Below are 22,320 nucleotides of genomic sequence, written 5' to 3' on the forward strand. Positions count from 1 at the left end.
CTGTACAAAAAAACCGGCAGAGCTCGTCATTCTGCCGGTTTTTTAATGCTGAATAGTGCCGGTATCAGACAGAGCCGGGTTCACAAACACGACTGATAACCTTCCAGGCTGCTCCTCTGATAGCTGACAGCTTAAAGCTTACAGCTGTCTTTTCTGGCCTCTTTCAACCGGTACAGCTGCTCCAGCGCCTGGCGCGGAGTGAGCTCGTCCGGGTTCAGTCCATCCAACAAGGTCAGCGCCGGATGCTCCGGCTCATCAAACAGCGGCAGCGAGCCCTGAGGCTCGGCAACGGGCGCGTGCGCATCCCGGCCGCTTTCCAGCTCGGCCAGTTTTTGCCGCGCCAGGGTCAGCACCGGCCTGGGCACGCCTGCCAGCGCCGCCACCTGCAAACCATAAGAGCGGCTGGCGGCCCCTTCCTGTACCGCATGCATAAAGGCGATGGTATCGCCGTGCTCCACCGCATCCAGATGCACATTGGCCACTGCCGGCCACAGTGCTGCCAGGGCGGTCAGCTCAAAATAATGAGTGGCAAACAGAGTATAGGCGTGCAGCCGGTTGGCCAGGGCATCGGCACAGGCCCAGGCAAGGGCCAGACCGTCATAGGTGCTGGTGCCGCGGCCGATTTCGTCCATCAAGACCAGGCTGTGGCGGCTGGCGTTGTTAAGAATATTGGCGGTTTCGGTCATTTCCACCATAAAGGTGGAGCGGCCCGAGGCCAGATCGTCGGACGCACCGATGCGGGTAAAAATCCGATCCACCCGGCCGATGCGGGCCGATTGGGCCGGCACAAAAGAGCCCATGTAGGCCAGCAGCACAATGAGTGCGGTCTGGCGCATATAGGTGGACTTGCCGCCCATGTTGGGGCCGGTGATCACCAGCATTTTGCGTTCATCAGACAATGACAGCGGGTTGGCAATAAAGGGATCCGTCATCACCTGCTCCACCACCGGGTGGCGGCCTTCCTCTATCGTTATCACTTCATCGTCGGTCAGCTCAGGGCGGCAATAATCCAGGCTTTCGGCCCGCTCAGCCAGGTTGGCCAGCACATCCAGACAGGCCAGCGCCGCCGCACTTTGCTGCAACGGTGCCAGATGCTCCAGCAGCCGGTCGAGCAGTTGTTCGTACAGGCGTTTTTCTAGTGCCAGCCCTTTGCTCTGGGCATTGAGCACCTTGTCTTCATATTCCTTCAGCTCGGGAATAATGTAGCGCTCGTTGTTTTTCAGGGTCTGGCGGCGCACATAATGCACCGGCACCAGATGAGCGTTGGCCCGGCTCACATCAATATAAAAACCGTGCACCTTGTTATAAGCCACTTTCAGGGTGCTGATGCCGGTGGCAATGCGCTCCCGGGCTTCAAGCTCCTCCAGATAGCGATGCGCGCCGGCGGCCAGCTCACGCAGCTCATCCAGCTCGGCGTTGTAGCCATCGCGGATCACGCCACCGTCCCGGATCACCACCGGCGGCGTATCGACCACCGCCGCCTCCAGCAGCTCGGCCAGCTCGGGAAATTCGCTGATGTGTTCGGCCAGAGGCATCAGGCACTCGGCGCCGCCTTCGGCCAGCACCGCTTGAATATCCGGCTGCGCCTGCAGGGCGGCGCGCAGCCGGCTTAAGTCCCGGGGCCGGGCCGAGCGCAGCGCCAGCCGGGCCAGCACCCGTTCCATATCGCCCACCTGACGCAGCAGCGGGTGCAGGTCTTCATGGCGGCCGTTTTCCATCAGGGTGGCGATAATATCCTGACGCTGTGTCAGCTCTTCTTTGTTGCGGCTGGGCTGGTGTATCCAGCGCTTGAGCAGCCGGCTGCCCATGGGGGTGGCGGTGCAGTCCAGTACTTCGGCCAGAGTATTTTCCATGGTACCCGAAAGGTTCAGGGTCAGCTCCAGGTTACGACGGGTGGCAGCATCCATGATCACCATGTCCTGACGCCGCTCCAGCCGCACACTGTTGATATGGGGCAGGGCGGTGCGCTGAGTATCTTTTACATACTGCAGCAGGCAGCCGGCAGCGCACAGGGCGGTGGTGGACTGCTCCACACCAAAACCCACCAGATCCCGGGTGCCGAACTGCTGGCACAGCAGATGGCGGGCGGTACCCGGATCAAATTCCCACTCCGGCCGGCGGCGCAGGCCCTTACGCTGCTCGATAAGGCCAAACCACTCAAAACCTTCCGGATACAGCAGCTCGGCGGGCTGAGTGCGCTGCAGCTCGGCGGTGAGGGTTTCGGCTTTTTCAAACTGATTGATCACAAAACGACCGGTGCTGACATCCAGAATGCCGTAACCGAAACGTTCGCCGTCGTGATACACAGCCGCCAGACAGTTGTCCTGACGCTCATTGAGCAGGGCTTCATCGGACAGGGTGCCCGGAGTGACAATGCGCACCACCTGACGCTCCACTGGCCCCTTGCTGGTGGCCGGGTCGCCAATCTGCTCACAAATGGCCACCGACTCGCCCATCTGCACCAGCCGTGCCAGATAGTTTTCTGCTGCGTGGTAGGGCACCCCGGCCATGGGAATGGCGGTACCCGCCGACTTGCCCCGCTTGGTCAGGGAGATATCCAGCAGCCGGGACGCTTTTTTGGCATCGTCGTAAAACAGTTCGTAAAAATCCCCCATGCGATAAAACAGCAGAATGTCTGAATGCTGTGCCTTGAGGGAGAGATATTGCTGCATCATGGGCGTGTGTTGAGTGTTCTCGGTCGCTTTCACCTTGGTGCCTTTACCCTGTCTGTCATGAAATATGGTGCTGTCCGGGGCCGGCTACCCGGGCGGGATGGGGCCGGTGGCGGGTACGCCGCGGACGGGGCCAAAGAGTAGCAGACCTGGGCCACCGGGAACAATTGCGCCCGGCAAAAGTTATGACGGACCCATTCTGCGCCAATATTGCGGGACCGTCCTTGCCGGATGGCCGCCAGCTGCTATTTTTTAAGGGCCCGTTCCGCCGCCGAAGGCGGTCGGCAATCGGCCTTCATTCGATGTGGTGACAAATAACCGCTCCGAATAGTGCGACATCGACCGGGGCCCGCACACAGACACGCCGAGAACCCATTCCTGTCGCTGCCGCCGGTGATCTGCCCTTCGGAACGATTATTGACGAAGAGGAGGGGGCGGTTCGGTGAAATAACGGGAAGGCGGAAAAGATAACGCTGTAATTAAAGATGAGGCTGCCTTGATCTGGATCATTGATTTCGAAGCGGCTGTTTTCGGTTGGGCCGATATTGTCGGTGGGAATGAAAATACAGCTTAGAGTTTTAACTCTATGGTGGTATTTTTATTCATGTTGTCGGTCGGCGTATTCACATAAAAATCTCAACTGGCTGTTTTAAATAATAAAAATTTTGGAGAGAGCACGGGGCTCCTCCCATGTACGGCATATCGCCGCCGTTTCGGATAATATAGACCTATGGACGGGTGTCGCCGCGCCTGCGTGTCCCTATTGCCTTTATGGGGCCGGCTTTCCGTTTACCGGCGCGGGCGCACCGTCGATTGCTACTAGTCAGGAAGGACTGTTTGGGCGCCTTCTTTATATCCTGGGTGAGATAAATGAAAAACATCAATAAAAAACATCTGCTGCTACTGATTTTATTGGCGGTGGCGGCCATTGCCGGTTATGTCTGGCAAGGGGGCCTCGGCAGCGGTTATGGGGATGCCTTTGTCAGCGGCAATGGCCGTATCGAAGCGACCGAGATCGATGTGGCCACCAAGCAAGCCGGCCGGGTGGAGGAAATACTGGTGCGCGAGGGCAGCTTCGTGCAGGCCGGCATGCCCCTGGCCCGGATGCAGGTGACGGTGCTGGAGGCCCAGCGGGAGGAGGCCAGGGCCCAGCACCAGCAGGCCCTGAACGCGGTGGGCAGCGCCCGTGCCCAGGTGCTGGCGCGGGAGAGCGAGCAACAGGCGGCGCGGGCCCTGGTGGCCCAGCGGGAGGCGGAGGAGGACGCCGCCCGCCGGCGCTACGAGCGTTCCCAGGTGCTGACCGGCAGGGGCTCCCTGTCCCAGCAACAACTGGACGACGACAGGGCGGCCCTGCTCGGGGCCAGCGCCGCGGTAAGCGCCGCCCGGGCCCAGGTGAACGCCGCCGAGGCCGGGGTAGAGGCGGCCCGGGCCCAGGTGGTGGGAGCCGAGTCGGCGGTGGCGGCGGCGGCGGCCACCATCGCCCGCATCCAGGCGGACATCGACGACAGCCAGCTCAGCGCCCCCCGGGATGGCCGGGTGCAATACCTGATCGCCCAGCCGGGCGAGGTGCTGGGCGGCGGCGGCAAGGTGCTCAACCTGGTGGATCTGACCGATGTCTATATGACTTTTTTCCTGCCTTCCGAGCTGGTGGGGCGGCTGGCGCTCGGCAGCGAGGCGCGCATCCTGCTGGACGCGGCGCCGGAATACGTGATCCCGGCGCGCATCTCCTTTATCTCGGACACCGCCCAGTACACCCCCAAGACGGTGGAAACCGCCAGCGAGCGGCAGAAACTGATGTTCCGGGTGCGCGCCCAGGTGGATCCGGATCTGCTCCGGGCCCATCTTACCCAGGTGAAGACGGGGCTGCCCGGCGTGGTCTGGGTACGGCTCGATCAGCAGCAGCCCTGGCCCGCGGATCTGACCGTCAAGCTGGAACCCTGACATGAAGGCGCATGTGGCCCATGCAGAGGGCGTCCGTCTGCAATACGGGGAGAGCCGGGCGCTGGACGGCATCGATCTGGCCATTCCCGCCGGGCGCATGGTGGGCTTTATCGGCCCGGACGGGGTGGGCAAGTCCAGCCTGCTGTCGCTGCTGGCCGGCGCCAGGGCGGTGCAGCAGGGGCGGGTGCGGGTGATGGAAGGCAGCATGGCCGATGCCGCGCACCGGAACCGGGTTTGCCCCCATATCGCCTACATGCCCCAGGGGCTGGGCAAGAACCTCTATCCCACCCTGTCGGTGGAGGAGAACCTGCAGTTCTTCGGTCGCCTGTTCGGCCACGATCTGGCCGAGCGGCGCCGGCGCATCGACGATCTGACCCGCAGCACTGGCCTTTATCCCTTCCTGGCCCGTCCCGCCGGCAAACTGTCCGGCGGCATGAAACAGAAACTGGGACTGTGCTGCGCCCTGATCCACGATCCCCGGCTGTTGATCCTGGATGAGCCCACCACCGGGGTGGATCCCCTGGCGCGCAGCCAGTTCTGGACCCTGATCGACCGGATCCGGGCCGAGCGACCCGAGATGAGCGTGCTGGTGGCCACCGCCTACATGGAGGAGGCGGCAAGTTTCGACTGGCTGGTGGCCATGGACGCGGGCCGGGTGCTGGCCACGGGCAGCCCGGCCGAACTGCTCACCCGCACCGGCTGCCCGAGCCTGGAGCGCGCCTTTATCGCCCTGCTGCCCGAATCCCGCCGTCAGGGCCACCGGGAGGTGGTGACCCCGCCCCTGGAACTGGCCGAGGACGAGGAGATCGCCATCGAAGCCCGGGATCTGACCATGCGCTTCGGCGACTTCGTGGCGGTGGACAGGGTCAACTTCCAGATCCGCCGGGGGGAGATCTTCGGCTTTCTCGGCTCCAACGGCTGCGGCAAGTCCACCACCATGAAGATGCTGACCGGCCTGTTGCCCGCCTCCGAGGGCCAGGCCTGGCTGTTCGGCCTGCCGGTGGACGGCAACGACATCGCCACCCGCCGGCGGGTGGGCTACATGTCCCAAGCCTTTTCCCTCTACTCCGAGCTGACGGTGTTGCAGAACCTGGTGCTGCACGCCCGCCTGTTCCGGGTGGCGGAGGCGGCCATTCCCGACCGGGTGGAGGAGATGATCCGCCGCTTCGGCCTGGAGGAGGCGCGCCACGCCCTGCCGGAACGCCTGCCCATGGGGATCCGCCAGCGGCTGTCGCTGGCGGTGGCCATGGTGCATAGCCCCGAGCTGCTGATCCTGGACGAGCCCACCTCGGGGGTGGATCCGGTCGCCCGGGATCAGTTCTGGCAATTGCTGATCGAGCTGGCCCGCCAGGACAGGGTGACCATTTTTATCACCACCCACTTTATGAACGAGGCCGAGCGCTGTGATCGCATCTCCCTGATGCACGCGGGGCGGGTGCTGGTGAGCGAGGGCCCGGCCGCCCTGGTGGAGCGGCACGGGGCCGACACCCTGGAGCAGGTGTTTATCCACTACCTGGAGCAGGCGGCGGGCCCGGAGGAAACGCCGCCCCTGGCCCCGGCGGCGCCCGCCGCCCCGGCGACCCCGCACCGGCGGGGCTTCAGCCTGGGGCGCATGCTCAGTTTCAGCCGGCTGGAGGCGATGCAGTTGGCGCGGGATCCGGTGCGGGCCACCCTGGCGCTGCTGGGCACTGTGCTGCTGATGTTTATCATGGGCTATGGCATCGGCATGGACGTGGAGGATCTTCGCTACGCCGTGCTGGACCGGGATCAATCCGGGTTGAGCCAAAACTACGCCCTCAACCTGTCGGGCTCCCGTTATTTTATCGAGCGGCCGCCCCTGGTCGATTACCAGGAGCTGGACCGGCGCATGCGCAGCGGCGAGCTGTCCCTGGCCATAGAGATACCGCCCGGCTTCGCCCGGGAGCTCAAGCGCGGCAACAAGGTGGAGATCGGCGTCTGGGTGGACGGGGCCATGCCGCTCCGGGCGGAGACCATCAACGGCTATGTGCAGGGCATGCACTACAGTTGGCTGCAGGAGCAGGCCCGCTACAGCCTGGGACAGACCGCCACGGGGTCGGCCACCATCGAGACCCGCTTCCGCTACAACCCGGACGTGCGCAGCCTGCCGGCCATGGTGCCGGCGGTGATCCCCATACTGCTGCTGATGATCCCCGCCATGCTCACCGCCCTGGCGGTGGTGCGGGAGAAGGAGCTGGGCTCCATCATCAACCTCTATGTGACGCCGGTGTCCAAAACGGAATTTCTGCTCGGCAAGCAGTTACCCTATGTGTTGCTCGCCATGCTGAATTTCCTGCTGATGGTGGCCCTGGCGATCACCCTGTTCGAGGTGCCGCTGACCGGCAGCTTCGCCACCCTGGCCCTGGGAGCCTGGCTGTTCGTGCTGTTTTCCACCGGCTTCGGGCTCTTTGCCTCCACCTTCACCCGCAGCCAGATCGCTGCCATGTTCGTGACCATGATCGGTACCCTGCTGCCGGCCATCCAGTTCTCGGGGGTGCTCAACCCGGTGTCCTCCCTGGAAGGGGTGGGGGCGCTGATCGGCCAGGTCTATCCGGCCACCCATTTCCTCAACATCAGCCGGGGCGTGTTCGGCAAGGCCTTGGGCCTTGGGGATCTGACCGCCTCCTTCTGGCCCCTGCTGCTGGCGGTGCCCCTCATTCTGGGGCTGTCGGTGGCCCTGCTTAAAAAACAGGAGCGATGAGATGCGCGCACTTGCCAACGTATTCCGGCTCGGGGTCAAGGAGCTGTGGAGCCTGGTGCGGGATCCCATCATGCTGGTGCTGATCGCCTATACCTTTTCCGTCGCCATCTACACCGCCGCCACCGCCATGCCGGAGACCCTGCACGGCGCCCCCATCGCCATCGTGGACGAAGACAGCTCCCCCTTGTCGGGGCGGATCGCGGCGGCCTTTTATCCGCCCCGCTTCAAGGATCCGGCGATGATCCCCCTCTCGCAGATGGATCCGGGCATGGACGCGGGACGCTATACCTTCGTGATCAACATACCGCCCGGCTTCCAGCAGGACGTGCTGGCGGGCCGGTCGCCGGCCCTGCAACTGAACGTGGACGCCACCCGTATGAGCCAGGCCTTCACCGGCAGCGGCTCCATCCAGCAGATCATCCAGGGGGAGGTCGACGATTTTGTGCGGCGCTACCGCACCGACAGTGAGCTGCCGGTGGATCTGGCGGTGCGCATGCGCTTCAACCCCAATCTGGAGCGGTCCTGGTTCGGGGCGGTGATGGAGCTCATCAACAACGTCACCATGCTGTCCATCATCCTCACCGGGGCGGCCCTGATCCGGGAGCGGGAGCACGGCACCATAGAGCACCTGCTGGTGATGCCGGTTACCCCCACCGAGATCATGCTGGCCAAGGTCTGGTCCATGGGGCTGGTGGTGCTGGCCGCGGTGGCCCTGTCCATGGCCCTGGTGGTGCAGGGGGCGCTGCGGGTGCCGATAGAGGGCTCGATAAGCTTGTTCCTGCTGGGCACGGCGGTGCACCTGTTCGCCACCACCTCCATGGGCATTTTCCTGGCCACCCAGGCCCGTACCATGCCCCAGTTCGGCCTGCTGATGATGCTGGTGCTGCTGCCCCTGCAGCTGCTGTCGGGCGGCACGACCCCCCGGGAGAGCATGCCCCAGCTGGTGCAGGATCTGATGCTGGCGGCGCCCACCACCCATTTCGTGTCCCTGAGCCAGGCCATTTTGTACCGGGGGGCGGGGCTGTCCGTGATCTGGCCCGAGCTGCTGTACCTGCTGCTGATCGGCGGCGTCTTTTTCACCGTGGCCCTGGCCCGCTTCAGAAAGACCCTGAGCCAGATGGCCTGAACGGGGTGCGAGCACAAGAGGAATGCCAGTGAACATTATATCGGTATCCGGGCTGGTGAGCTTCACCCTGGCCATTATGCTGCTGTTCTGCGGCAAGTCGGTGATCGCCCACAGCCCCTTTTTGCGCCGCTACAGCATCCCCGAGCCGGTGATCGGCGGCTTCTTGTGCGCCCTGGTCACGGCGCTGCTCCATGGGATCTGGGGGCTGGAGCTGCGCTTCGAGCTGGGAATGAGCGAGGTGCTGCTGCTCTACTTTTTCGCCGGCATCGGGCTCAAGTCGGAGGTCGGCTCCCTGCTCAAGGGCGGGCGGCCCCTGCTGATGCTGTTGCTGCTTGCCACCCTGTTTATCCTGCTGCAGAACGGCTTGGGCATGGGGCTCGCCACCCTGTTCGGCATGCCGCCGGCCACCGGCCTGATGGTGGGCTCGGTGTCCCTCACCGGCGGTGTGGGCACCACCCTGGCCTGGGCGCCCCTGCTCAGCGAGCGGCTGGGCATCGGCAACGCCATGGAGCTGGGGGTGGCCAGCAACACGGTCGGGCTGGTGTCCGCCTGCCTGATCGGCGGTCCCATTGCCAACCACCTGATCCGGCGGCACCGGCTGCAACCGTCCGGGGACGTCGGCCTCGAGGTGGGCACCCTGGGCGACGTCCAGTACCAGCCGCCGCTCAGCTATCACGACGTGCTCTGGGCCTGGATGTGGCTCAACCTGGCCCTGTTGCTGGGGCAGGCGATCAGCGCCGCCCTGGCGGAGACCAACCTGGTGCTGCCCGACTTTGTGGGCTGCCTGCTGGCCGGCATTCTGATCCGTAACCTGGGGCAGTGGCTGCTGGGGGAACGGCGGGTGAAAAGCTGGAGCGCCGCCAGCCAGGGGCTGTCGCTCATCTCCGACATCTGCCTCGGGGTCTTTCTGGTCATGGCCCTGATGGGCATGCAGCTGTGGCAACTGGGTGGCTATCTGCTATTTATCGGCACGGCGTTGACCCTGCAGATAGGGCTGACCATCGCCTTTACCCTGATGGTGCTGTTTCCCCTGCTTGGGCGGAACTACGAGGCCAGTGTCATGGCCGCCGGTTTCGGCGGCATCACCCTGGGCTCCACCGCCACCGCCATCGTCAACATGAGCGCCGTGACCCAGAAATACGGCGCCGCCCACCAGGCCTTTATCGTGGTACCCCTGGTATGCGGCTTCTTTATCGACATCGCCAACGCCCTGATCATCGGCCTGATGAGCGGGCTCTGAGTCATTTATCGGTCTGGACCATGGAGCCGGGACAGCGCAACCGGCATAATGGGCGCTTTCGGTGAGCGGAAGGAACCACGGTTTGGACAGCATGACACTGGCACGACAGCTGGGCGAGGCCCTGGCGCGTCACCACCTGATGATGGTCACCGCCGAGTCTTGTACCGGTGGCGGCATCGCCTGCGCCCTGACCGACATCGCCGGCAGCTCGGCCTGGTTTGACCGGGGCTTTGTGACTTATTCCAATGCCGCCAAGCACGAGATGCTGGGGGTGGATATGGCGCTGATAGAGCGCCACGGCGCAGTCAGCCGGGAAGTGGCTGAAGCCATGGTACGCGGTGCCTGTGCCGCCTCTGGCTGTGGCCTTGGCGTGGCGGTGACCGGTGTGGCCGGCCCCGGTGGCGGCAGCCCGGAAAAACCCGTGGGCACAGTGTGGCTGGCTTGTTACTCTGTGGCACAAAATAAGCTTGATTGCCGGCTGCTGCAGCTGGACGGCAACCGGGCCGCAGTGCGCCGGCAAACCGTGGTCAATGCGCTTGAGGCCTGCCTGACCCTGCTTGAGCAAAACCCGACTTGATACTGTACGAATAACCAGTATACTCAGCGTTAATTACTACAATTCAGCACCAGCCAATTTCAGTGGAGCATGTTATGGATCAGAACAAAGAAAAAGCCTTGGCCGCCGCCCTGGGCCAGATTGAAAAGCAATTTGGCAAAGGCTCTATCATGCGTTTGGGCGACAATAAGGCGCTGAATGTTGAAGCCATTTCCACCGGCTCCCTGTCTCTGGACATTGCTCTTGGCATTGGTGGTCTGCCTACCGGTCGTATTGTAGAAATCTATGGTCCCGAGTCTTCCGGTAAAACCACCCTCACTCTGCAGGTGATCGCTCAGGCCCAGCGCGCCGGCAAGGTGTGTGCTTTTGTGGATGCCGAACACGCACTGGATCCGGTGTATGCCGGTAAACTCGGCGTCAACGTAGACGATCTGCTGGTATCCCAGCCCGACACCGGTGAACAGGCGCTGGAAATCTGTGACATGCTGGTGCGTTCCGGCGCGGTAGATGTCATCATTGTTGACTCTGTGGCTGCACTGACGCCCCGCGCCGAAATTGAAGGCGAGATGGGTGACTCTCATGTGGGTCTGCAGGCTCGTCTGATGTCTCAGGCGCTGCGTAAGCTCACCGGTAATATCAAGAGCGCCAACTGTCTGTGCATCTTCATCAACCAGATCCGTATGAAGATTGGTGTCATGTTCGGCAGCCCCGAAACCACCACAGGCGGTAACGCCCTTAAGTTCTACTCTTCCGTGCGTCTCGACATTCGCCGTATCGGCTCTATCAAGGAAGGCGATGAAGTGGTGGGTAACGAAACCCGGGTGAAAGTGGTCAAGAACAAGGTAGCGCCGCCGTTCAAGCAGGCTGAGTTCCAGATCATGTATGGTGCCGGTATCTCCAAGGAAGGTGAGCTGATTGAGCTGGGCGTGAAGCATAAGCTGATTGAAAAAGCCGGTGCCTGGTACAGCTACAAGGGTGACAAAATTGGTCAGGGCAAGGCCAACTCCATTAAATATCTGCTGGAGCACACCAATATTGCCGAAGAAATTGAGCAGCAGCTGCGTGAAATGTTGCTGCTGGCACCGGGCTCTGCCAAGGAAGAAGGTAACGGCAAGGGTGAAGCCCTGCCGGAACTGGACGGCCCTGACGATAACGCCGAATTCTGATAACAAGGCCGGGCAATGCCCGGCCTTTGTGTTAAGAGACAGGCATGTTATTTGAATCATCCAATCCGGATCAGCCCGTGTGGGACTGTGCCCTGCGAATTCTGTCCCGGCGGGATCACAGCCGGCGGGAACTGGAGCAAAAGCTGCGCCAACGCGAGTTTGAGCAGGAGGCCATTACCCGCACCCTGAACAAGCTGGAGCAACAGCAATGGCTGCAGGACGCGCGCTTTGCCGAAGTGCAGGTGCGTCAGCACATCTACAAAAAGCATGGTCCTCAGCGTATTCGTGCCGAGCTGCAGCGCAAAGGCGTTCATCCCGACGAGATTGCCACAGCGCTTGAACAAGAAGAAACCGACTGGTTTGAGCTGGCCCGGGAGTGTCATTTCGCTCGTTTTGGTGATGCCCCCATTCCCGATTTCAAAGAGCGGGCCCGGCGCATGCGTTATCTGCAGGCGAGGGGGTTTGGCCCGGATCACATTCGTTATGCCCTTGAAGCCGGCGACCAATAACGCTTTTTCGCACCCACGCGCGCCATGACGCGTTTTACATTGCTGCCCATTCCTTTTAAATTATGGGAGTAATTGCCTACCAAGCTATCAACAGGATTTTCCATGCGAATGACCACGTCTGAGTTACGCAACGCGTTTCTCGAATATTTCCGCCAGCAAGGACACCAGGTGGTGGCGTCCAGCTCGCTGGTACCCCACAACGACCCGACCCTGCTGTTTACCAATGCCGGCATGAACCAGTTCAAGGACTTGTTCCTGGGTCTGGAGCAGCGGGCCTACAACAGAGCGGTCAGCTCCCAGCGTTGCGTGCGTGCCGGCGGCAAGCACAACGATCTGGAAAACGTGGGTTACACCGCCCGTCACCACACTTTCTTTGAAATGCTGGGTAACTTCAGCTTTGGTGACTACTTCAAACAGGACGCCATTCGCTTTGCCTGGGAATTCCTGACCGACGTGGTCAAGCTGCCCAAGGAAAAACTCTGGGTCACAGTGTATGAGACCGACGACGAAGCCTTTGGTATCTGGTCTCAGGAAATTGGTGTGCCGGTGGATCGCATTGTGCGCATCGGTGACAACAAAGGTGCCAAATACGCGTCCGACAACTTCTGGACCATGGGTGACACCGGCCCCTGCGGCCCCTGCACCGAGATCTTCTACGATCACGGCGAGCATATCTGGGGTGGCCCTCCCGGCAGCCCGGAAGAAGACGGTGACCGCTATATCGAAATCTGGAACCTGGTGTTCATGCAGTTCAACCGTCATGCCGACGGCACCATGGAGCCGCTGCCCAAGCCGTCGGTCGACACCGGCATGGGGCTGGAGCGTATCGCCACCATTTTGCAGGGCGTGCACTCCAACTATGAAATCGATCTGTTTCAGGCGCTGATCAAGGCAGCGGCCGAGGCGGTGGGCACCACTGATCTCGACAACAAGTCGCTGCGGGTGATTGCCGACCATATTCGTTCCTGCTCCTTCCTGATTGCCGATGGCGTTATGCCCTCCAACGAAGGCCGGGGCTATGTGCTGCGCCGTATTATTCGCCGTGCCGTGCGCCACGGCCGCAAGCTGGGTGCCGACAAGACCTTCTTCCATACTCTGGTGGGTTCCCTGTGCGAGCAGATGAGCGATGCCTATCCCGAGCTGAACAGTCAGCGGCCGATCATCGAGAAGGTGCTGCGGCTGGAGGAAGAGCAGTTTGCCCGTACTCTCGACCGTGGCCTGCAACTGCTGGAAGACGCCATTAATGATTTGGGTGAAAGCACAGTGCTGCCCGGCGAGGTGGTGTTCAAGCTGTACGATACCTATGGTTTCCCGGCGGATCTTACTGCCGACGTGCTGCGCGATCGTGAGCTCAGCATTGATGAGGCCGGCTTTGAAGCCCTGATGCAGCAACAGCGCACCCGGGCCAAGGAAGCGTCCAACTTTGGTGTGGACTATACCAAGGCCATCAAGGTTGACGGTGAAACTGCCTTTACCGGCTACGAGCACCTGGCTCAGGCGGCCAGGGTGACCGCGCTGTTCAAGGGCAGTGAGCCGGTGAATGCCCTGATTGCCGGTGAAGAAGGCGCGGTAGTACTTGATACTACCCCCTTCTACGCCGAGTCGGGCGGTCAGGTGGGGGATGCGGGCGTGATCCGCATGGACGACGGCCTGTTTGTGGTGAAAGACACGCAAAAGGCGGGTAACGGCATTTTGCACCTGGGCCATCTGGAGCTGGGTACCCTGGAAACGGGTGAGTCCGTCTCTGCGGCCGTTGACGGTGCCCGCCGTCAGGCCACGGCACTGAACCATTCCGTGACTCACCTGCTGCATGCCAGCCTGCGCAAGCTGCTGGGCGAGCATGTTACCCAGAAAGGCTCGCTGGTCGAGCCCGAGCGGCTGCGTTTTGACTTCTCTCACCTGGAAGCCATGAGTGCCCAGGAACTGCGGGAAGTGGAAGACATGGTCAACCGCGACATTCGCGCCAACCTGCCGGTGGCCACTCAGCTGATGGATCTGGAAGGGGCCAAACAGGCCGGTGCCATGGCGCTGTTCGGCGAGAAATATGACGAAAGCGAAGTGCGGGTCGTATCCATGGGCGAGGTATCTACCGAGCTCTGTGGTGGTACTCACGTCAGCCGGACCGGTGATATCGGTCTGTTCAAAATTCTCTCGGAAAGCGGCATTGCCGCCGGTGTGCGCCGCATTGAGGCCGTCACCGGTGAAGCGGCCCTGGCCTATCTGCATCAGCTTGATCACGAAATTGCCCAGGCTGCCAGCCTGGTCAAGGGTGATACCTTCTCGGTATCGGCCAAGGTGCGTCAGGTGCTGGAGCGCAGCCGTCAGCTGGAAAAGGAAATTGAGCAGCTCAAGGGCAAGCTGGCGGCACAGGCCGGCGCGTCCTTGCTGGATCAGGTGGTTGAGATCAACGGCAACAAGGTGCTGATCGCCAATCTGGAAGGGGTAGATGCCAAATCACTGCGCGGCACCCTGGACGATCTCAAGTCCAAGCTGCAGTCCGGTGTGGTGGTGCTGGGCACTGTTACCGGTGACAAGGTCAGCCTGATTGCCGGCGTCACCAAGGATCTCACCGGCAAGGTGAAAGCCGGCGAGCTGGTCAACATGGTGGCCCAGCAGGTGGGCGGCAAGGGTGGCGGCCGTCCCGATATGGCCCAAGCTGGTGGCAGTGAGCCGGCAGCCCTGCCGGCGGCGCTGGAGTCTGTGTCCGGCTGGCTGGGCGAGCGCCTCTGATTGCAGCTGAAACGGCCTGTTATTACCTAACAGCGTCTATAATTTGAGTCGGCAGCCATACGCCGAACAGTAAAAGAGGCCTGTCTTTGACAGGCCTCTTGATTTTGACGATGTTTTGCCCCATTTCATGCCACAGGAAGGCTGGGTTTTTCGTCGCCTTTATCGGATAATAAACAACATTTTTTACTAACAGATAGCCAAAACAGGAGCAGCCATATGCTAATTTTGACCCGTCGGGTAGGTGAAACCCTGATGATCGGTGACGAAGTCACTGTCACAGTGCTGGGTGTTAAGGGTAACCAGGTGCGCATTGGTGTAAATGCACCCAAAGAAGTGTCTGTACACCGCGAAGAAATCTACATGCGGATACAGGCAGAAAAGGGTACCGGCGACGACAGCCAGTATTAATTTTCAGTTTTACGGGGTGTTTTTCATTCTTTTTGATGGCTTTTGCGCCCAAATGGTTAAAGTCTGTTCGAACGAAAAAATCGGGTTGGAAAAGTGTTTGACTTATTTTGGCCCAGCGGTAATATACGCCCCGCAAACACGGTGAGGTGGCCGAGAGGCTGAAGGCGCTCCCCTGCTAAGGGAGTATGCGGCTTATACCCGCATCGAGGGTTCGAATCCCTCCTTCACCGCCATTTTTTGTAGTGCATCCGTAGCTCAGCTGGATAGAGTACTCGGCTACGAACCGAGCGGTCGGAGGTTCGAATCCTCCCGGATGCGCCATTGTTTAAAAGCGTTTTTCAGAAAAGCATCCGTAGCTCAGCTGGATAGAGTACTCGGCTACGAACCGAGCGGTCGGAGGTTCGAATCCTCCCGGATGCGCCATCTGAAAATAAACGCGACCTGTTATGCATCCGTAGCTCAGCTGGATAGAGTACTCGGCTACGAACCGAGCGGTCGGAGGTTCGAATCCTCCCGGATGCGCCATATTAGAAAAGCCGGCCTTGTGCCGGCTTTTTGCTTTTCTGTATTTGTTACAGCAGCTCGCTCAGCAAACGGCTGATCACCCGGGCCATTTCATTAAAGCAGGGGCGGCGCACTGAGTGCGACCGGTGCAGCAGAGTAATGGTCCGGCTGGGGCAGGGGTTGGTGACGCTGAGATAGCGCACGCCGCTGTCTTCTTTGTGTTCAGTCACGGCCAGTTTGGGAATAAGCGTAAGGCCTGAGCCGGCCGCCACCATATTGCGCAGGGTTTCCAGGCTGGTGCCCTTGAAGTGGCTGTCTTCGCCTATACCGGCGGCAAAACAGAAACCCATGGCCTGATCCCGCAAGCAATGGCCGTCTTCCAGCATCAGTAATTTCTCGCCCTTAAGCTCCTCAAGACCAATCTCAGTTCGCTCGGCCCACTTGTCGCCTGCGGGCAAGGCAAGCAACATGGGCTCGTCGTAGAGCGGTATGGAGCCGAAATTATCCATATCATCCAGTTGGGCCAGAATAAGGCAGTCGAGATCGCCGTCGGCCAGTTGCTTTAGCAGCACCTGGGTCTGGGCTTCGTATAAGAAGATTTGCAGCTCAGGAAAGTGTTGCCTCAGAGCGGGAATAATATGGGGCAGTAAATAAGGCCCTACGGTAGGAATCAGGCCAATGTGCAGCTCACCGGACATGGGCTCGGTAAAGGTGCGGGCAATGTCACGCAGATCCTTGGTAGCGGCCAGCACCCGGCGAGCCTGAGCGGTAATGGCGTCACCTGCCGGGGTAAATAACACCTTGCGGGAAGTGCGTTCCATCAGCAGTACACCCAGCTCATCTTCCAGCTTGCGCAGCTGGCCGCTGAGGGTGGGCTGGCTGACAAAACATTTTTCTGCCGCCTTACGAAAATGGCGCTCTTCTGCGAGCGCCACCAGATATTCCAAATCCCGTAAATTCACCTGTTCACCATGGTTATCAACTCCGTTATAAGCATGATCCCCGATTCTGGTGAGAATGAAAAGATACGTAATGCACAGTCTGGCGAAGGAGCAACAGGGATTGCTGTAACCGACCGTCAAATGTCAGGGATGACATTTGCCGAGCGTCCCATGGAAGGGCTTGAAGCGTGTCGGTGGAAGCAACCCTGTTGATACTTCGCCTGGGTCAGGCTTAGCCCAGAAATTCAGCCAGTTCGTCACTGCCACCAATGTGGCGGCCGTCAATAAACACCTGAGGAACCGTGCTGCGGCCGGATACTGCCTTCAGGCTGATGCTGGTGGCATCCTGACCGATAATAACCTCTTCGTAGCGCATCTTGCGGTCCAGCAGCATTTGCTTGGCACGGGCGCAGAAGGGGCAGCCCGGCTTGCTGAATACGGTGATGGCCGAGGGCTTGGCTGCTTCCGGGTTGATATAAGCCAGCATGGTGTCGGCATCGGATACTTCAAAGGGGTCGCCGGGCTTCTCTGGCTCAATAAACATTTTGTCGATCACGCCGTCTTTCACCAGCATGGAATAGCGCCAGGAGCGTTTGCCAAAGCCCAGATCCTGCTTGTCGACCAGCATGCCCATGCCATCGGTAAACTCGCCGTTGCCGTCGGGGATCACATGAATGTGCTCCGCTTCCTGATCTGCCAGCCAGGCATTCATCACAAAAGTATCGTTGACGCTCATGCAGATAATGTCATCCACGCCGTTTTCAAACAGCACAGGGGCCAGTTCGTTATAGCGGGGCAGGTGAGTGGATGAACAGGTGGGTGTAAAGGCACCGGGCAGAGAAAACACCACCACGGTTTTACCGCTGAATAACTCATCAGTGGTCACATTAACCCACTCATCATTCTGACGGGTACGGAAAACTGCCTGAGGCACGCGCTGACCGGTTTTGTCTGTAAGCATTATTTGAGTCCTTGTGTTGATATGCTTCGATAGGACTCAGTATCACCCGTCAGGTTAAAAAGGGAAAGTCATTTGAGGCTTTGCCTTTGATAGCCTTAATCTATTGATTAATAATTTCGCCGGTATCTTCAGGCACTCTGGCCATGGCCGCTTCCACCACTTCCGGACCGGCACCCCGCTTGTGAGCGTTTTCGCTTAAATAACGACGCCAGCCCCGGGCTCCCGGCATGCCCTGAAAAATACCCAGAGTATGGCGGGTGATATTGCCAAGATAAGTGCCCCGGCTCAGCTCCTGTTCTATGTAAGGCAGCAGGTTGCGGATCACCTGATGGCGGCTGGGTACCTCATGATGATCATCAAACAGCTCGGCATCTACCCGTGCTAGCATATAGGGGTTTTGATATGCCTCACGGCCAACCATAACGCCGTCCAGTTGCTGCAGGTGAGTGTGAGCTTCTTCCAGGGTTTTAATGCCGCCGTTCACCGCCATGGTCAGGGCGGGGTAATCCCGCTTGAGCTGATATACCCGCTCATAGTCCAGCGGCGGAATTTCCCGGTTTTCCTTGGGGCTCAGCCCTTGCAGCCAGGCCTTGCGGGCATGCACTATCAGCGCATCCACACCGGCATCCGTTATCTTATCTACCAGGGTGCACAGAAACTCGTAGCTGTCCTGCTCATCAATGCCAATGCGGGTTTTTACCGTCACCGGAATGGACACCGCCGCCTTCATGGAAGCCACGCCGTCGGCCACGGTTTGCGGGTGTGCCATCAGGCAGGCACCAAAGAGGCCGTTCTGCACCCGATCCGACGGGCAGCCCACGTTCAGGTTAATTTCATCGTAACCACGCTCTTCAGCCAGGCGTGCGCACTGGGCCAGCGCCTGCGGATCGTTACCGCCCAGCTGCAGCACCAGCGGATGCTCCTGCTCGTTATAAACCAGATAGTCGCCCTTGCCGTGAATAATGGCCCCTGTGGTCACCATTTCGGTATACAACTGGGCATGGCGGCTCATCAGCCGGTGAAAATAGCGGCAATGGCGGTCAGTCCAGTCGAGCATGGGGGCAACGGAGAAACGGGCGCTGGAGTATTGAAACATGAGCAATGATGACTTTTTGAACAAGAGGGCGCGCATTATACCCAAGCCGGCTCACAGACCCAAGCCCGGGCGAAGGAGGGTAATGACATTGATGCCGAAGGCTGCTGCCTTCGGCAAGATAGCTTAGATTGAGTGTTCTTCCAGTTCGTGGCGGCTGGCCACGGCCAGAAAGTGGCTGCGGTCGCGGTATTGGCCCTGTGATGCCTTCACCCGAGTATCAATCAGCTGAATAAGACCATCCGGCAGACTGACGTTAATCCGCTTTGGCTTGCCCATAAACTCGGTTAAATCCACGTCCAGCAACAGCCAGCCATCGCAGTGGTTATAGTCTTCCATCTGCCGGTAATGACGCGGGCCAAGATCCTTGATGCCGTCAACGCCATGGCCATTGCTGACCATTTCCTCTACCACCATGGCAATGGCTTCTGTGGCCATAGTTTTCACTTGCGCTTCACTGTCAGCTGCACTGAAGCAGGCATAATCATCATTACAAAGCGCAGGCACCACCAGGCCGAGCGCCTCGCCGTCATGGGACGGATATTCAACACCGACTGAAAACAACATAAGCACCTCCGCTAGCATAGTGTCAGGCCCAAGGAGCGGGGGGTTAGATCCCCGCCGCTTTCTTAATGGACTTGATAGTGCCGACCGGCAGCGATTTCTTCGGGTGTGGCACCGGGAAGGTTCTGCCCGTGATTGGTGAGTACCATATCTCGTGACTCCCTTTGCCCTGCCGTTTGAGCTCGCAGCCGGCGGCTTTCAATTCCTTGATCAGGTCGCCTGACGTCATTAGAGCCTCCTAACCAAGTGAACTCATTCTACACACGCATACACACAGGGCGCAAGACGGGTAAAGTAGGAAGAAATGGGTCCAGAGACTGCCCGGGCGCAGGAAGGGCGGGGCGGCTGTGGTAGAATACGCCCAGTAGCCTTTTAATGAGCCTGATTTATGTCTGTGCAACAACAACTTGAGCGTGCCGAGCGGCTGTGTAACCAGCGTGGTGTGCGTTTTACGCCCACCCGCCGTCATGTGTTCACTTTAATCGCTGGTCATAAGGGAGCGGTGAGCGCTTACGAGCTGCTGGATCAGCTTAAAGAGCTGGAGCCCCATGCCAAGCCGCCCACGGTTTACCGGGCGCTGGACTTTTTGCTGGCCCAGGGTTTTGTACATAAGGTGGAGTCGCTGAATGCCTTTTTGTTCTGCGAGCATTTTGCCGAGCATCACCCCATGCAGCTGCTTATCTGCACTCAGTGCGGCAATGTGATAGAGCTGCACGACGAGGCGATTAACCATGCCTTTGAGCATCAGGCTGAGCTGCACGGCTTTGCCATTACCAGCCAGTCCATTGAGGCCCACGGCCAGTGCCGGCACTGTGCCGGCGAAAACACCACCAGCTGATATGCTTGTATTAATGTCACCACCACAAGGGCGGATCCATGGGTGCATTAATACGGTCAATCATATTCCTGCTGTTTTTATTGTTTCTGGCCAGCGAGGTGCATTTAAGCACCTCGCTGTATCGCTATGAAGACAATAAAATTGAGCTGACCTTTCCGGTCTGGCAAACCGACAACCCCTGGTATTACCTCAAGTGGCATGCCGCCGATGGTGTGTTCGAGCAGCGTTTTAACGTCAAAAAATGACCTGAGTCAGAACCTTAAAGCGCCATCATGCTAGCATGCCATTTTTGAGTGCGGAGTGCCGGCATGAATGAGCCGCTGATTAATCTGATGTTGCCCCTGCTGCTGGGGCTGATGACCCTGATCATGGGTACCACGCTGGAGCCCGGCCATTTTCGCCGTTTGCTACACCGGCCCCGGGCTCTGTTTACCGGCCTGGCGCTGCAGTGGTTATTACTGCCGCTGCTGGCCTGGTTACTGATAGTGTTGCTGGCGTTGCCGCCACTGCTGGGTGCCGCACTCATTCTGGTGGCATCGGCCCCCGGCGGAGCCACCTCCAATATGTTCAGCTTTCTGGCAGACGGTGACACAGCACTGTCTATCAGCCTGACCGCCTTTGTAGGGCTGCTTGCTCCCTTGTGGATGCCCGTATCCGTGGTGTTGCAGCTGAGCTGGCTGGGCCAGCAACAAGCGGGATTGTCTTTGCCGCTGGGGCCGGCCATGGCACAGCTGGCGCTTATCTGCATTGTACCTGTGGTGCTTGGCATGCTGGTGCGCCGGCGCTGGTGTATCTGGGTGCAGCAATATCAGCCCCGCCTGAAAAAGGTAGTGAGTCTGGCGTTTTTATTGCTGCTGATAGTGCTGGTGGCACGTCACCGTGACGCCTTGCCCTCTTTGTGGAGCGGCGCGGCGCTGGCCATGGTGCTGTTGTGTGCACTAGCACTGGGAGCGGGGTTCTGGATCGCGCGGCTTACAGGCTGTTCCGAGGCCGCCTGCCGCAGTCTGGCCTTTGAAACCGGCATTCAGAATGCTGCCATTGCCATTATGGTGGCCTACACTCAGCTCGGCTCCGATGAGCTGGCGCTGATGGCCCTGCTTTATGGCATTGTAATGAATATTCCGGCGTTGCTGCTGCTGGGATGGTTTCGCCGCCGGCAACAGCCGGTACAGTGGCGAGAGGCATGAAACAAAAAAGCCCGGTTGAATACAACCGGGCTTTTTGATGAAGAAGGGTTGGAACGAGTCCCAACCTTGTCATTTAGTCGGTGTACTCCAGCCGGGGGCGGGCGGTCATGCGGGTTACCAGCTCATAGGCAATGGTGCCCACATGGCGGGCCACTTCTTCGGCAGCGAGGCCGTCGCCCCACAAGATCACTTCATCACCTACCTTATCGGTGGCATCCGGGCCCAGATCCACCGTGGCCATGTCCATGGATACCCGGCCGGCCAGCGTCACCCGGCGGCCGTTCACCAGCACGGGAGTGCCGGCCGGGGCCATGCGCGGATAACCGTCGCCGTAACCCACGGCGATCACGCCAATGCGGGTATCCCGGGGGCTGACCCAGCTGCCGGCATAACCCACCGGCTCGCCGGCCTTGTGCTCGCGCACCGCAATCAGCGTAGTGGTAAAGTTCATCGCCGGGCGCAGGCCAACGTCGGTGCCCTGTTGCTCGCCAAAGGGAGTAATGCCATAGAGCATCACGCCCGGGCGAATAAAGTCGGCATGGGCATCAGGAAAGGCCAGCACGCCGGCGGAGTTGCACAGAGCAGTGTGCTTTACCCGGCCTTCGGTTACCGCCTTGAAGCGGGCAATCTGCTCATCAGTGGCACCCCGGTTGTCGGGTTCATCGGCGCGGGCAAAATGCGTCATGGCATTTACCGGCTGCACCACCTGCGACAGCTTGCTCAGGCGGGCAAATACGGCATCGGCTTCTTCCGGCAAAAAACCCACCCTGTGCATACCGGAGTCAATTTTTACCCATACGGTGACCGGAGCTGCAAGGGGAGTGCGCTCCAGCGCGGCCAGCTGTTCATGGCTGTGCACACACAGGTGAAAGTTGTGGCGGGCTGCATAGTGCAGCTGGTCAATATTAAAAAAACCTTCCAGCAGCAGAATGGGCAACTGAATGCCGCCGGCGCGCAGGCGCTGGGCTTCTTCAAAGCGGGCCACCGCAAACATGTCGGCGTCCTGCTCCAGGGCTGCCGCCACGGCAAGATCACCGTGGCCGTAAGCATTGGCTTTTACTACGGCAATGGCGCTGGCGTCAGGGGCATGTTGTTTTGCCACCTTCAGGTTGTGCCGAATTGCCTCCAGACTGATGCGGGCCACCGCTCCCCGTGCATCCATCTT

19 protein-coding genes and 4 tRNA genes are annotated in these 22,320 nt (G+C 60.0%); 16 read left to right on the forward strand and 7 right to left on the reverse strand.

Features of this window, described 5'->3' with window-relative positions; all coding sequences use genetic code 11:
* Positions 1-131: 131 nt before the first annotated feature.
* A complete protein-coding gene (mutS, locus tag R0I78_RS04610) occupies positions 132-2,675 on the reverse strand; it encodes a DNA mismatch repair protein MutS (protein ID WP_317074527.1) in 2,544 nt (847 codons plus the stop codon).
* An 867-nt stretch (positions 2,676-3,542) separates the two neighbouring features.
* On the opposite strand from mutS, the gene R0I78_RS04615 reads away from it, so the two are divergent.
* The 13 genes from R0I78_RS04615 (at position 3,543) to R0I78_RS04675 (ending at position 15,592) form a co-directional block, all read left to right on the forward strand.
* Positions 3,543-4,613 (forward strand): HlyD family secretion protein, encoded by a 1,071-nt coding sequence (locus R0I78_RS04615; RefSeq protein ID WP_317074487.1) that lies wholly within the window; start codon positions 3,543-3,545, stop codon positions 4,611-4,613.
* Between the two features lies 1 nt (position 4,614).
* Positions 4,615-7,332: a ribosome-associated ATPase/putative transporter RbbA gene (gene rbbA / locus R0I78_RS04620; RefSeq protein ID WP_317074488.1), complete on the forward strand. Its 2,718-nt coding sequence runs from the start codon at positions 4,615-4,617 to the stop codon at positions 7,330-7,332.
* A 1-nt stretch (position 7,333) separates the two neighbouring features.
* Positions 7,334-8,458, forward strand: a complete 1,125-nt coding sequence (locus R0I78_RS04625) for an ABC transporter permease (protein WP_317074489.1) — start codon at positions 7,334-7,336, stop codon at positions 8,456-8,458.
* A 28-nt stretch (positions 8,459-8,486) separates the two neighbouring features.
* Positions 8,487-9,698 carry a sodium/glutamate symporter gene (gltS, locus tag R0I78_RS04630; protein ID WP_317074490.1) on the forward strand — a complete coding sequence of 404 codons (1,212 nt, stop codon included), beginning with the start codon at positions 8,487-8,489 and terminating at the stop codon, positions 9,696-9,698.
* A 91-nt stretch (positions 9,699-9,789) separates the two neighbouring features.
* Positions 9,790-10,275, forward strand: a complete 486-nt coding sequence (locus R0I78_RS04635) for a CinA family protein (protein ID WP_317074491.1) — start codon at positions 9,790-9,792, stop codon at positions 10,273-10,275.
* A gap of 74 nt (positions 10,276-10,349) precedes the next feature.
* Entirely contained in the window at positions 10,350-11,420 is a 1,071-nt protein-coding gene (gene recA / locus R0I78_RS04640; protein ID WP_019933190.1) for a recombinase RecA, read from the forward strand.
* Positions 11,421-11,464: 44 nt separating this feature from the next.
* On the forward strand, positions 11,465-11,929 hold the full coding sequence (locus tag R0I78_RS04645; protein WP_019933191.1) for a regulatory protein RecX: 465 nt from the start codon (positions 11,465-11,467) through the stop codon (positions 11,927-11,929).
* Between the two features lie 102 nt (positions 11,930-12,031).
* Positions 12,032-14,659, forward strand: coding sequence for an alanine--tRNA ligase (gene alaS, locus R0I78_RS04650; protein ID WP_317074492.1), 2,628 nt, complete (start codon positions 12,032-12,034; stop codon positions 14,657-14,659).
* 216 nt (positions 14,660-14,875) lie between these two features.
* Positions 14,876-15,067, forward strand: a complete 192-nt coding sequence (gene csrA / locus R0I78_RS04655; RefSeq protein ID WP_019933193.1) for a carbon storage regulator CsrA — start codon at positions 14,876-14,878, stop codon at positions 15,065-15,067.
* 140 nt (positions 15,068-15,207) lie between these two features.
* Positions 15,208-15,300 (forward strand) — tRNA-Ser (locus tag R0I78_RS04660).
* An 11-nt stretch (positions 15,301-15,311) separates the two neighbouring features.
* Positions 15,312-15,388, forward strand: a tRNA-Arg gene (locus tag R0I78_RS04665).
* A 25-nt stretch (positions 15,389-15,413) separates the two neighbouring features.
* A tRNA-Arg gene (locus R0I78_RS04670) sits at positions 15,414-15,490 on the forward strand.
* 25 nt (positions 15,491-15,515) lie between these two features.
* Positions 15,516-15,592, forward strand: a tRNA-Arg gene (locus R0I78_RS04675).
* A 47-nt stretch (positions 15,593-15,639) separates the two neighbouring features.
* On the opposite strand, the gene oxyR is transcribed toward R0I78_RS04675, so the two are convergent.
* From oxyR to R0I78_RS04700, 5 genes are all read right to left on the reverse strand, one after another.
* Positions 15,640-16,533, reverse strand: coding sequence for a DNA-binding transcriptional regulator OxyR (gene oxyR, locus R0I78_RS04680; RefSeq protein WP_317074493.1), 894 nt, complete (start codon positions 16,531-16,533; stop codon positions 15,640-15,642).
* Between the two features lie 211 nt (positions 16,534-16,744).
* Positions 16,745-17,473 (reverse strand): glutathione peroxidase, encoded by a 729-nt coding sequence (locus R0I78_RS04685; RefSeq protein ID WP_019933196.1) that lies wholly within the window; start codon positions 17,471-17,473, stop codon positions 16,745-16,747.
* 100 nt (positions 17,474-17,573) lie between these two features.
* Positions 17,574-18,569, reverse strand: a complete 996-nt coding sequence (gene dusA, locus R0I78_RS04690; RefSeq protein ID WP_317074494.1) for a tRNA dihydrouridine(20/20a) synthase DusA — start codon at positions 18,567-18,569, stop codon at positions 17,574-17,576.
* 123 nt (positions 18,570-18,692) lie between these two features.
* Positions 18,693-19,133: a type II toxin-antitoxin system HicB family antitoxin gene (locus R0I78_RS04695; RefSeq protein ID WP_317074495.1), complete on the reverse strand. Its 441-nt coding sequence runs from the start codon at positions 19,131-19,133 to the stop codon at positions 18,693-18,695.
* A 43-nt stretch (positions 19,134-19,176) separates the two neighbouring features.
* Positions 19,177-19,359 carry a type II toxin-antitoxin system HicA family toxin gene (locus R0I78_RS04700; protein ID WP_014293460.1) on the reverse strand — a complete coding sequence of 61 codons (183 nt, stop codon included), beginning with the start codon at positions 19,357-19,359 and terminating at the stop codon, positions 19,177-19,179.
* Between the two features lie 159 nt (positions 19,360-19,518).
* On the opposite strand from R0I78_RS04700, the gene zur reads away from it, so the two are divergent.
* The 3 genes from zur to R0I78_RS04715 all read left to right on the forward strand — a co-directional run bounded on the left by zur (position 19,519) and on the right by R0I78_RS04715 (position 21,155).
* Positions 19,519-19,968, forward strand: coding sequence for a zinc uptake transcriptional repressor Zur (gene zur, locus R0I78_RS04705; protein ID WP_317074496.1), 450 nt, complete (start codon positions 19,519-19,521; stop codon positions 19,966-19,968).
* 38 nt (positions 19,969-20,006) lie between these two features.
* Positions 20,007-20,213 carry a hypothetical protein gene (locus tag R0I78_RS04710; protein WP_317074497.1) on the forward strand — a complete coding sequence of 69 codons (207 nt, stop codon included), beginning with the start codon at positions 20,007-20,009 and terminating at the stop codon, positions 20,211-20,213.
* A 63-nt stretch (positions 20,214-20,276) separates the two neighbouring features.
* Positions 20,277-21,155, forward strand: coding sequence for a bile acid:sodium symporter family protein (locus tag R0I78_RS04715; protein WP_317074498.1), 879 nt, complete (start codon positions 20,277-20,279; stop codon positions 21,153-21,155).
* 73 nt (positions 21,156-21,228) lie between these two features.
* Here R0I78_RS04715 and alr read toward each other — a convergent pair whose 3' ends face one another.
* Complete coding sequence (alr, locus tag R0I78_RS04720; RefSeq protein WP_317074499.1) at positions 21,229-22,317, reverse strand: alanine racemase; 1,089 nt, start codon at positions 22,315-22,317, stop codon at positions 21,229-21,231.
* Positions 22,318-22,320 lie beyond the last annotated feature (3 nt).

The organism is Oceanimonas sp. CAM02, assembly GCF_032842915.1.
GTDB lineage: Bacteria > Pseudomonadota > Gammaproteobacteria > Enterobacterales > Aeromonadaceae > Oceanimonas > Oceanimonas smirnovii.